The sequence below is a fragment of the Aquabacterium sp. genome (genome assembly GCF_044226965.1).
Lineage (GTDB): Bacteria > Pseudomonadota > Gammaproteobacteria > Burkholderiales > Burkholderiaceae_C > Pseudaquabacterium.
The window spans coordinates 56,038-65,849 of the sequence record NZ_JBGAGA010000032.1 but is presented as its reverse complement, the minus strand read 5'-3'; the positions used below and the strand labels follow the sequence as shown (position 1 = coordinate 65,849).

12 protein-coding genes are annotated in these 9,812 nt (G+C 71.7%); 8 read left to right on the top strand and 4 right to left on the bottom strand.

The genetic code is table 11. The features are described from left to right. Positions 1-1,010 (top strand): sensor histidine kinase (locus tag ACILR4_RS15775; RefSeq protein WP_395701806.1); only part of this gene is annotated, 1,010 nt, incomplete at its 5' end. On the opposite strand, the gene ACILR4_RS15770 is transcribed toward ACILR4_RS15775, so the two are convergent. Next, complete coding sequence (locus ACILR4_RS15770) at positions 1,002-2,459, bottom strand: PLP-dependent aminotransferase family protein (protein WP_395701805.1); 1,458 nt, start codon at positions 2,457-2,459, stop codon at positions 1,002-1,004. The two genes, ACILR4_RS15775 and ACILR4_RS15770, sit on opposite strands and share 9 nt — an antisense overlap. A 70-nt stretch (positions 2,460-2,529) precedes the next feature. On the opposite strand from ACILR4_RS15770, the gene ACILR4_RS15765 reads away from it, so the two are divergent. Genes ACILR4_RS15765 through ACILR4_RS15755 form a run of 3 tightly spaced genes read left to right on the top strand, consistent with a single transcriptional unit; the run spans position 2,530 to position 4,117 of the window. Beyond that, complete coding sequence (locus ACILR4_RS15765; RefSeq protein WP_395701804.1) at positions 2,530-3,000, top strand: OsmC family protein; 471 nt, start codon at positions 2,530-2,532, stop codon at positions 2,998-3,000. An 11-nt stretch (positions 3,001-3,011) separates the two neighbouring features. Continuing rightward, on the top strand, positions 3,012-3,665 hold the full coding sequence (locus ACILR4_RS15760) for an FMN-binding negative transcriptional regulator (protein WP_395701803.1): 654 nt from the start codon (positions 3,012-3,014) through the stop codon (positions 3,663-3,665). Continuing rightward, positions 3,662-4,117, top strand: a complete 456-nt coding sequence (locus tag ACILR4_RS15755) for a GNAT family N-acetyltransferase (RefSeq protein WP_395701802.1) — start codon at positions 3,662-3,664, stop codon at positions 4,115-4,117. The genes ACILR4_RS15760 and ACILR4_RS15755 overlap by 4 nt, the downstream gene beginning before the upstream one ends. Before the next feature lie 19 nt (positions 4,118-4,136). Here the strand turns inward: ACILR4_RS15755 and ACILR4_RS15750 are convergent, their stop codons facing one another. Further along, complete coding sequence (locus ACILR4_RS15750; protein ID WP_395701801.1) at positions 4,137-5,012, bottom strand: hypothetical protein; 876 nt, start codon at positions 5,010-5,012, stop codon at positions 4,137-4,139. 127 nt (positions 5,013-5,139) lie between these two features. Between ACILR4_RS15750 and ACILR4_RS15745 the strand changes: the two genes are divergently transcribed. The 4 genes from ACILR4_RS15745 to ACILR4_RS15730 all read left to right on the top strand — a co-directional run bounded on the left by ACILR4_RS15745 (position 5,140) and on the right by ACILR4_RS15730 (position 8,583). After that, positions 5,140-5,544 carry a YciI family protein gene (locus tag ACILR4_RS15745; RefSeq protein ID WP_395701800.1) on the top strand — a complete coding sequence of 135 codons (405 nt, stop codon included), beginning with the start codon at positions 5,140-5,142 and terminating at the stop codon, positions 5,542-5,544. 24 nt (positions 5,545-5,568) lie between these two features. Beyond that, positions 5,569-6,096 carry an SRPBCC family protein gene (locus ACILR4_RS15740; RefSeq protein WP_395701799.1) on the top strand — a complete coding sequence of 176 codons (528 nt, stop codon included), beginning with the start codon at positions 5,569-5,571 and terminating at the stop codon, positions 6,094-6,096. A 12-nt stretch (positions 6,097-6,108) separates the two neighbouring features. After that, positions 6,109-7,395, top strand: a complete 1,287-nt coding sequence (locus ACILR4_RS15735; protein ID WP_395701798.1) for an RNA polymerase sigma factor — start codon at positions 6,109-6,111, stop codon at positions 7,393-7,395. 447 nt (positions 7,396-7,842) lie between these two features. After that, positions 7,843-8,583, top strand: coding sequence for an NAD(P)H-dependent oxidoreductase (locus ACILR4_RS15730; protein WP_395701797.1), 741 nt, complete (start codon positions 7,843-7,845; stop codon positions 8,581-8,583). 244 nt (positions 8,584-8,827) lie between these two features. Here ACILR4_RS15730 and ACILR4_RS15725 read toward each other — a convergent pair whose 3' ends face one another. Further along, on the bottom strand, positions 8,828-9,046 hold the full coding sequence (locus tag ACILR4_RS15725; protein ID WP_395701796.1) for a ribbon-helix-helix protein, CopG family: 219 nt from the start codon (positions 9,044-9,046) through the stop codon (positions 8,828-8,830). A 31-nt stretch (positions 9,047-9,077) separates the two neighbouring features. Beyond that, complete coding sequence (locus ACILR4_RS15720; RefSeq protein WP_395701795.1) at positions 9,078-9,671, bottom strand: peroxiredoxin; 594 nt, start codon at positions 9,669-9,671, stop codon at positions 9,078-9,080. Between the last annotated feature and the right edge of the window lie 141 nt (positions 9,672-9,812).

The window sequence follows — 9,812 nt, the reverse complement described above, 5'->3', positions numbered from 1 at the left end:
ACATCGTGGTCGACGGCCTGCGCTGGCGCAGTTTCGCGATCGCCGCGCACGACAAGGTGATCCAGGTGGCGCAGCCGATCGCCATCCGCGAAGGGCTGGCTGCCAAGGCCGCGCTGCGCAGCGTGCTGCCGCTGGCGGCGGTGGCCCCGTTGCTGGCCGCCGCGCTGTGGTGGCTGGTGGCCAGCGCGCTGCGGCCACTCTCGCGCATGGCCGGCGCGCTGCGCGAGGCCGATGTCGCCACGCTGCACCCGCTGCCCGAGGACGACCTGCCCGACGAGGTGCGCCCGCTGGTGCATTCGCTGAACGCGATGCTCGAGCGCGTGGCCCAGGCCTTCGACAGCCAGCGCGCTTTCGTCGCCGACGCCGCGCACGAGCTGCGCTCGCCGCTCACTGCGCTGAAGCTGCAGGCCCAGCTGCTCAAGCGCGCGCCCGACGACGCCAGCCGTGCCGCCGCGCTGGACGCGCTGGTGAACGGCGTCGAGCGCGCGACGCGGCTGGTCGAGCAGCTGCTGACGCTGGCGCGCCAGGAGCCGGGTGCTGCGCCGGCGCCGGCCAGCGACCTGGCCCTGTTGCCGCTGTTGCGCCAGGTGCTGGCCGACCTGCACCCGCAGGCGCAGGCGCGTGGCAGCGGCCTGTCGCTGCAGGCGGACGAGGCCGACGATGCGAAGGTGCGCGCCGACGCCCCTGCGCTCTCGGTGCTGGTGCGCAACCTCGTCGACAACGCGCTGCGCTACGCGCCGGCCGGCGGCGAGGTGCAGGTGGGCGTGCAGCGGCAGGGCGGCCGCGTGCTGCTGCAGGTCGACGACAGCGGGCCCGGCATCCCCGAGCCGGAGCGCGAGCGGGTGTTCGAACGCTTCGTGCGCGGCAGCAGCGCGGCGCAGGACAGCGGCAGCGGCCTGGGCCTGGCCATCGTGCGCTCGATCGCGCAGCGCCTGGGCGCCACCGTGGCGCTGGCCGATTCGCCGCTGGGCGGGCTGCGCGTCACGGTCAGCCTGCCGGGCTCACGCTGAGCCGCGCGCGAACAGCGGGCCGACGCGGCGCGCTGCGTCGCGCAGGGCTGCGTCGTGGTAGGCCGCGTAGCCGAACACCCAGCCGCGGCGCGGCGATTCCAGCGTGTAGGCCGACAGCGGCGCCAGCATCACGCCGACCTCTCGCGCGCGGGCCGACAGCGCGACGTCGCCGCGCCGGCCGCTCACTTCAGCCGTCAAGTGCATGCCCTGCTCGCGCGGCGCCAGCCGCAGCGCCCCGCCGCTGGCCCGCGCCAGCGCCTCGATCAGCAGCGCCTGGCGCTGCGGGTACAGCTCGCGCATGCGGCGCAGGTGGCGCAGCAGGTGGCCCTCGGCGATGAAGCGTGCCAGCACCGCCTGCAGCTCGCCGGGGCAGTGCCGGTCGGCCAGCGCCTTGGCCGCGGCAAACGCCGGCGCCAGCCCGGCCGGCAGCACGATGAAGCCCAGCCGCAGGCCCGGGTGCAAGGTCTTCGAGAAGGTGCCGACATACAGCACCCGCTCGGCATGCGGCAGGCTGGCCAGCGCGGCAATGCGGTGCGGGCCGTACTGGAACTCGCCGTCGTAGTCGTCCTCGACGATCCAGCCGCCGCAGCGGCGCGCCCAGTCGATCAGCGCCACGCGGCGCGCCAGGCTCATGCGCAGGCCCAGCGGGAACTGGTGCGTCGGCGTCACCACCACCAGCCGCGCGCCGGGCCAGCGCGCGGCGCCGGCGGCGATGTCCAGCCCTTCGTCGTCCAGCGGCACCGGGCGCACCTGCGCGCCATGGCCCAGCAGGCAGGCGCGGATGCCGGAGTAGCCCGGGTCTTCCACCATCACCTCGTCGCCCACGTCCAGCAGCAGGCGGCCGATCAGGTCGATGGCCTGCTGCGAGCCCGAGGTCACCAGCACCTGCTCGGCGCTGCAGCGCAGGCCGCGCGACACCAGCAGCCAGTGCGCGATGGCCTCGCGCAGCGCCGGCAGGCCCTGCGGGTCGAGGTACTGCGCGGTGCCCTGGCGCGCCGCCGGCGCGACGCTGCGCGAGAGCCGGTCCCACAGCGCGAACGGGAAGCTCGCGACCTCCGGCGCGCCGATGCGGAACGGTGCCGCCATCACCGCCGGCGGCCGCCAGCGCAGTGCGGTGTCGGCCATCAGCCGCCCGCGCGCCGACAGCGCGGCCTCGCCGACCAACGCGGCGCGGCCGCCGCCGGGCCGCACCGCCAGCGCCGCCACGCCATCGGCCACGTAGGTGCCGTCGCCCACGCGCGCCTGCACGAAGCCCTCGACCCGCAAGCGCTCCAGCGCCCACAGCACCGTGTTGCGCGCCACGCCCAGCGCCTGCGCATGCTCGCGCGAAGGGGGCAGGCGGGTGCCGGCGCGCAGCGTGCCCTGCTCGATGGCGCTGCGCAGCTGCAGGTAGACCTGCTGGCGCAGGCTGCCGCGTGAGGTGTCTTGAATGGTTCCGTCGGCCGGCATGAATTGGTTCCTCCCGATGGAGCATAGCGCGCTAAGGTTGGGGGCCAATCCACTCCCGCCCGCAGCCGCCGTGCACCAGTACACCGCCCGCATCACCTGGCAGCGCCAGGACGCCGTGTTCACCGACAAGCGCTACAGCCGCCGGCACGACTGGCACTTCGACGGCGGCGCGGTGGTGCCCGGCTCGTCGTCGCCGCTGTCGGTGCGCGTGCCCTACAGCGACCCCGCGGCGGTCGACCCCGAGGAGGCCTTCGTCGCCTCGCTCTCCAGCTGCCACATGCTGTGGTTCCTGGACTTCGCCGCGCGCGCCGGCTGGGTGGTGGACGACTATGTCGACCAGGCGGTCGGCGTGATGGACCAGGACGCCGCCGGCCACACCGCCATCACCCGCGTGACACTGCGCCCGGTGGTGCGCTTCGGCGGCGAGCGCCGACCCGATAACGCCGAACACGAGCGGCTGCACCATGCCGCGCACGAGGCCTGCTTCATTGCCCACTCCGTGCGCAGCGAGGTGCTGTGCGAACCCGGCCTGGCCGACTGACGAGAGCGCGCATGTACCTGCCCCGCCATTTCGAGGAAACCCGCCCCGAGCCGCTGCACGCGCTGATGCGGGCGCATCCGCTCGGCCTGCTCGTCACGCCCGGCGATGACGCCGGCCCGGTGGCCAACAGCCTGCCCTTCCTGCTCGACCCCACGCCCACCGACGAGGCTCCCTGCGGTACCCTGCTGTGCCATGTGGCGCGCGCCAACCCGGTGTGGCGCGAGGCGCCCGGCGCTGCGGTGCTGGTGGTGTTCCAGGGCGCGCAAGGCTATGTCAGCCCGAACTGGTACCCGGCCAAGGCCGAGCACGGCAAGGTGGTGCCGACCTGGAACTACAGCATGGTGCAGGCGCGCGGCCGCCTGCAGGTGCACGACGATCCGGCGGCGGTGCACGCCATCGTCAGCCGGCTCACCACGCGGCACGAGGCCAACCAGCCGCGGCCCTGGGCGGTGGACGATGCGCCGCCCGAGTTCACCGCGACGATGCTGCGGGCCATCGTCGGCCTGCGCATCCCGCTCACGTCGCTGGTGGGCAAGTTCAAGCTCAGCCAGAACCGCGCGGCGGCCGACCGCGAAGGGGTCGTCAAGGGCCTGCGCGAGCAGGGTGCCGAAGCCCAGGCGATGGCCGACGACATGCTGCGCGCCAAGCCGCTGACGACGCCATGACCAGCCCGGTCCCCGACCTCGACATCGGCCCGCTGCGCGCGGCCGACCGCGCCGGCTGGGAACCGCTGGCGCGCGGCTATAAGGCCTTCTACCGCACGCCGCAGACCGACGCGGACTACGAGCGCACCTGGCAGCGCCTGCTCGAAGGCCGCGTGGTCCAGGGCCTGGCCGCGCGCGAGCACTCAGGCCGCGTGCTGGGCATCGCGCACCACTACTTCCACCCGACGATCTGGGCCGGCGATGCGCTGTACCTGCAGGACCTGTTCGTCGACGAGGCCGTGCGCGGCCGCGGCGTGGCCGCCGCGCTGATTGCCCACCTGGCCACGCTGGCGCGCGAGCGCGGCGCCTCGCGCTTCTACTGGACCACGCACCAGGACAACGCCCGTGCCCGCGCGCTGTACGACCGCGTCGCGCGCTGGCACGGCTTCCTGCGCTACGACGTGGCGCTGTAGCGCGCCGCCGGTGGCTTGCTCAGCGCGACAGCGGTTCGAAGTCGCCCAGCGCCAGCAGCGCCGCGTCGCGCGCGGGCGGCCGGCCTGCTTCCAGGTCGTCGTCGCGGTGGCGCCGTTCGAAGCCGGCCATGGTGGCCTGGCGATAGCGCTGGCCCCAGTCCAGCAACGCCTTCGCGTAGCGGGCCCGCTCCGGGGCAGCGGGCAGGGCATCGGCCCGCCAGTCGCCCGGCTGGCCCGCTTGGGCGCCGAGCACCGGCGCCAGCCAGTCGGTGCGCTGCACCTGCAGCATGCCGTAGCGGCGCTCGGCCAGCACCTGGGTGCTGACGATCACCGGTCCCGCGGGCACCTGCGCGCCCAGGCGCTGCAGGCTTTGCTGGATCAGCGGGCCGTCGTGGCCGGCGTTCAGCGCGGCGGCTGCATGGGCCTTGACCCGCTGGCAGTCGTTGCGCGTGGCCGAGGCCAGGTTGGCGGTCTGCAGCAGGGCCTGCGCGTCCTCGCGCGCGCAGGCATCGAACTCGGCCCAGTTCTGCACCGGCGTGACATTGCGGTTGAACACGAAGCGCAGCACGCTGCGCAGCTGGTTGCCGTCGAAGCGGCCGAGCGCCAGCGCACTCATGTCCGCGTCGCTGATCCTGTAGTCGAAGGCCGCCAGCACCACCCAGTCGCCCGCCGGCAGCACCACCTGCTTCTTGGTGCCGAGGCGGCCCACCGTCAGGATGCCGGGGCCGGTGTAGCGGCTGCCCAGGTCGATCTCGATGCTGCCGCTGTCGGCCGGTTCGGAAAACGGGATCAGCCCGGCCGGCGCCTGCGCCCGGGCCGGCAAGGGGCCGAGCAGGCCAAGTGCGCCGGCGACGGCCAGCAACAGGCCCATCGCCCGTGATCGATGCAGTCTCATTCCTCGCTCCCTGGTGGTGAATGCCGGGCGATTGTGCCGGCCGCCGACCGCGCGACGGCCGGCGCGTTGTCGATCCGGCCGCGGCTCGTTCGTCGTGTCGATATCACCCCGCGAACGGAGACCGCGCATGCGCTACCTGATCATCGTCAAGGCCAGCCGCCGCACGGAGGCCGGCGACCCGCCCGAACCCGACCGGATCGACGCGATGGCCCGCTACCACGAGGCGCTGGCCCGGGCCGGCGTGCTGCTCGATGCCAACGGCCTGAAGCCCAGCCGCGAGGGCTGGCGTGTGCGTTTCCGCGAGGGCCAGCGCACGGTGGTCGACGGGCCGTTCGCCGATACCCGGGACCTGGTCGCCGGCTACACGCTGATCCAGGTGCGCTCGAAGCAGGAGGCGCTCGAGTGGGTGCGCCGATTCCCCGCGCCGCATGGTGCGTTCGCCGACGGCGAGATCGAGGTGCGGCCGCTGTTCGAGCGCGAGGAGCTCGAGCCCGGCCCGCCGACCGCGCGCCTGCGCGGCGTGCAGCACTGACCCCTCACTTCGGAGCACCCCGCCATGGTCAAGACCCTGAGCCTCGCCGTGCTGGCGGCCATCGTGCTGCTGCTGGCCTATGCCGCGACGCGGCCCGACACCTTCCGCGTCGAGCGCAGCCTGCGCATCCAGGCACCGCCCGAACGCATCATCGGCCTGATCGGCGACCTGAAGCAGTTCAACGCCTGGAACCCCTACGAGCGCAAGGACCCCGCGCTGAAGGGGCGTTATGGCGCCACCACGCAGGGCCCGGGCGCGCAGTACGCCTGGGAAAGCGACAAGGTGGGCACCGGCAGCCTGGAGATCACCGCGCTGCAGGCGCCGTCGCGCGTGGCGATGAAGCTCGATTTCGTCAAGCCCTTCGAGGCCCACAACCAGGTGGAGTTCACCTTGCAAGCCGACGGAAACGTTACCCTGGTGCGCTGGGCGATGCAGGGGCCGGCGCCCTACATTTCGAAGCTGATGGGCGTGGTCTTCGACATGGACCGCATGGTCGGCCGCGATTTCGAGGATGGCCTGAACAACCTGAAGGCGCTGGCCGAGAAAGCATGACGAGGATTGCCCATGCCGCATGACCCCCGCCAGGCCACGCATGAAGCGGTGCAGGCCGTCTGGCGCATCGAGGCCGCGAAGATCATCGCCGGCGTCGCGCGGCTGGTGCGCGACGTCGGGCTGGCCGAGGAACTGGCGCAGGACGCGCTGGTCGCAGCGCTCGAGCACTGGCCGAAGGACGGCCTGCCCGACAACCCCGGCGCCTGGTTGATGGCCACCGCCAAGCACCGCGCGCTGGACAAGCTGCGCGCCGATGCGCTGCACCAGCGCAAGCACGAGGAACTGGGCGCCGACTTGGACGCGCTGCAGGCGCATGTGGTGCCCGACTTCGTCGACGGGCTGGACGCCAAGCGCGCCGACGACATCGGCGACGACCTGCTGCGGCTGATCTTCACCGCCTGCCACCCGGTGCTGTCGACCGAGGCCCGCGTCGCGCTCACGCTGCGCCTGCTGGGCGGCCTGAGCACCGACGAGATCGCGCGCGCCTTCCTGGCCAGCGAGCCCACCATCGCGCAGCGCATCGTGCGTGCCAAGCGCACGCTCAGCGCCGCGCGCGTGCCCTTCGAGGTGCCGCAGGCGGCCGAGCGCGCCGAGCGGCTGGACTCGGTGCTGGAGGTGATCTACCTGGTCTTCAACGAAGGCTACTCGGCCACCGCCGGCGACGACTGGATGCGCCCCGCGCTGTGCGACGAGGCGCTGCGCCTGGGCCGCGTGCTGGCCGGGCTGGTGCCGGCCGAGGGCGAGGCGCACGGCCTGGTGGCGTTGATGGAGATCCAGGCCTCGCGGCTGCACGCCCGCACCGACGCCGAAGGCCGCCCGGTGCTGCTGCTGGACCAGGACCGCTCGCGCTGGGACCCGCTGCTGATCCGCCGCGGCCTGGCGGCGCTCGAGCGTTCGGCCGCGGCCGGTGCGGCCAGCGCGCGCGGGCCCTATGCGCTGCAGGCCGCCATCGCCGCCTGCCATGCCCGCGCGCACCGGGCCGACGAGACCGACTGGCCGCAGATCGTCGCGCTGTACGACGCGCTGGTGCAGGTGCATCCGTCGCCGGTGGTCGAGCTCAACCGCGCGGTGGCGGTGGGCATGGCCTTCGGACCGGCGGCGGCGCTGGAAATCGTCGACCAGCTGCGCGCGGACGCGTCCCTGGCGCGTTATCCCTGGCTGCCCAGCGTGCGCGGCGACCTGCTGGTCAAGCTCGGCCGCCCGGCCGAAGCGCGCGCGGAGTTCGAGGCCGCCGCGGGGCTGACGCGCAACAAGCGCGAGCAGCAGTTGCTGCTGGAACGCGCTCGGGATTGTCGCTAGTGTGGTACGCCCAAAGTCCTTGAACGTTCAGGCGGGCGCCGATCAATGACCGCTTTGGTGCCGCCTGGATTCACGCGGCCGGCCAACAGCGGCCGTAGCCGAACGGCCGACCTCCGCTCGATCGCTGGCTCGCGTGTTCGCACGGCGTGCCGCTTCGACGTGCAGAACATTCGGGCGGCCTGCACGGCGCCTTTGCGGAACTTGCGCAGGCAAGCCAGCCATTGGTCCACCCGAACCCGTTGATCACCATCAATCCGAACGGGCGCGATGGGCGGAATATCGTCGATCCGTTGACCGGCGAAAGAATGCCTCGTGGGCTTCGCTCCACGCGCCTTCGGGGATGGGTACATGCACGGGCTGCTCCCGTCGTTTTCGCCGCACTCGACGTTGCCCTCCTGGTGTGACCTGGGGCGCAAACGCTGATCGGCAGGTGATCCGGGGGTACGTATGAAGGTTCTCACGATCTACGCTCATCACAATCCGCGGTCCTTCTGTCATGCGGTCCTGGAACGCTTTACCGAAGGACTGCGCGACGCTGGGCACGACAACGAGGTCGTCGACCTGCATGCGATCCGCTTCGACCCCGTGTTCAACGACCGCGACGGTCCCGACTGGGTCGACGACAGCGTGCCCGATGACGTGTTGAGGCATTGGCACGTCAAGAAGTCGCTGATGGCGAGCGCGCGCAATCCACTGCGCCGGTTGATGGTGAAGCGCTGGATCGGTGACCGCGACGATCGCGACCTGGTTCGCAGACTGCATGACTTGGGCCCTCCGCGCGACGTCGCCGAGCAACAAGCCAAGGTCGCGCAAGCGGATGCCCTGGCATTCATCGCACCGGTCTATTTCGTGGGCTTCCCGGCCATCCTCAAAGGTTGGATCGAACGCGTGTTCAGCCTAGGATTTGCGTTCGGGATGACGGCGGACGCCTGGCGGGGCGATGTCGGGGGTCGCATCCCTCTGCTCAAACACGAGAAAGCGCTGATCATCCAGACGACGATCTGGAATGAAGAGTCCTACGAGGTGGGCCTCAAGTCCGCCATGAAGGTGCTCATCGACGAATACGCATTGCGGTACCCTGGCATCAAGCGGGTAGACCACGAGTACTTCCATGCGGTTCCCGGTTCGGACGATGCCACGCGACGGGTATATCTCGATCGCGCCTACCAGTTGGGTCGCGAGTTCTGATCAGGTTTGCCGGGTAGGTAGGAGAGCCCGTCCAGCACCAGTGACTGTGTCTACGGTGATCCAGTTGACCCCTCTTGCGATGTCTGCGTCTCGGCACCGAACTTCGATCGTCGGACCACTCCTTTGGGTCGCGAAGAGTCTCTCGGGGCAGAAGCCGAGACCTGACGCTGAGCGTTGAGCGCGCTGCCGCCGACGAGTACGGAACAGCACCGCGCACCACACGACGAGCGGTGACTTGGGCGTGTCAGCCCGTCTTCGCCTTGGCCAGCAAGGACAGGCCGCGTTGCGTCTGGCCGAGCCCGCGATCTGCGCGCAGCTGCAATCGCGCCTCCGCGTCGAACTCGGCGATGATCAGCGTGGCCATTTCGTCGATCAGCCGCTTGAGGCTCGTGCCACGCCGCTTCGCCAGTTCTTTCAGCCGCTCGTATTTGTCGTCGGGCAATCGGATCGTCAAGGCACTCATGTGTCGCGCGCGCCCGACTACACGCCCGCGCTCAGCGGCCCGCCCCCTTCAGCCCCTTCACCACGGCCAGCGCCTGCTCGACATTGGCCTGCGGCCGCACGCCGCCCACGGTGGCGGCGATGCGGCCGTCGGGGGTGACGACGAAGGTGGTGCGTTCCACGTAGTCGTGGCCGATGGCCTGGCCGCGGCTGTCCTTGTGGTCGGCGGCGCCGGCCTGCAGCTTCAGGTCGTAGCTGCGCGCGATGCGGCCGTCGGGGTCGGAGGCCACCGCGATCTTGCCGGCGCAGTAGTCGGGGTCGGCCGAGAACTGGTTCAGGCGCTCGATGCGGTCCAGCGACACGCCGATGATGGTGGCGCCGGCGGCCGCGAAGCGGTCGACGTTCACGGCGAAGGTGTGGGCCTGGATGTTGCACCCGGTGGTGTAGGCCGCCGGGTAGAAATACACCACCACCGGCCCCTTCTTCAGCGCCTCGGCCAGCGTGAAGGTGAAGGCCTTGCCGTCCAGCGACGCCGGCGCGCTGAAGCCGGGTGCGGCATCGCCGGACTTCAGGGCTGCGTGAGCGACCAGCGGGCAGGCCAGGGCGATGCAGGTGGCCAGCAAGGCGGGCAGGGCAGGGCGGATCATCGGCAGCGGTCCTTTGCGGGGGGCCACGCGGGTGGCAAGCCGGGGAGCATACGCCGCGGCTTGTCCCCACGGCAGCGCGTGCCGCGCGCCCGCACCGACAATCGGGCCAATCCACGCTGCCCCTTGCGAACCGCGTGCCGT

Excerpts from the sequence above, each read along its gene's own strand:
- ACILR4_RS15770 (WP_395701805.1), bottom strand. The coding sequence starts at position 2,459 with ATGCCGGCCGACGGAACCATTCAAGACACCTCACGCGGCAGCCTGCGC.
- ACILR4_RS15760 (WP_395701803.1), top strand. The coding sequence starts at position 3,012 with ATGTACCTGCCCCGCCATTTCGAGGAAACCCGCCCCGAGCCGCTGCAC.
- ACILR4_RS15755 (WP_395701802.1), top strand. The coding sequence starts at position 3,662 with ATGACCAGCCCGGTCCCCGACCTCGACATCGGCCCGCTGCGCGCGGCC.
- ACILR4_RS15750 (WP_395701801.1), bottom strand. The coding sequence starts at position 5,012 with ATGAGACTGCATCGATCACGGGCGATGGGCCTGTTGCTGGCCGTCGCC.
- ACILR4_RS15745 (WP_395701800.1), top strand. The coding sequence starts at position 5,140 with ATGCGCTACCTGATCATCGTCAAGGCCAGCCGCCGCACGGAGGCCGGC.
- ACILR4_RS15740 (WP_395701799.1), top strand. The coding sequence starts at position 5,569 with ATGGTCAAGACCCTGAGCCTCGCCGTGCTGGCGGCCATCGTGCTGCTG.
- ACILR4_RS15735 (WP_395701798.1), top strand. The coding sequence starts at position 6,109 with ATGCCGCATGACCCCCGCCAGGCCACGCATGAAGCGGTGCAGGCCGTC.
- ACILR4_RS15730 (WP_395701797.1), top strand. The coding sequence starts at position 7,843 with ATGAAGGTTCTCACGATCTACGCTCATCACAATCCGCGGTCCTTCTGT.
- ACILR4_RS15725 (WP_395701796.1), bottom strand. The coding sequence starts at position 9,046 with ATGAGTGCCTTGACGATCCGATTGCCCGACGACAAATACGAGCGGCTG.
- ACILR4_RS15720 (WP_395701795.1), bottom strand. The coding sequence starts at position 9,671 with ATGATCCGCCCTGCCCTGCCCGCCTTGCTGGCCACCTGCATCGCCCTG.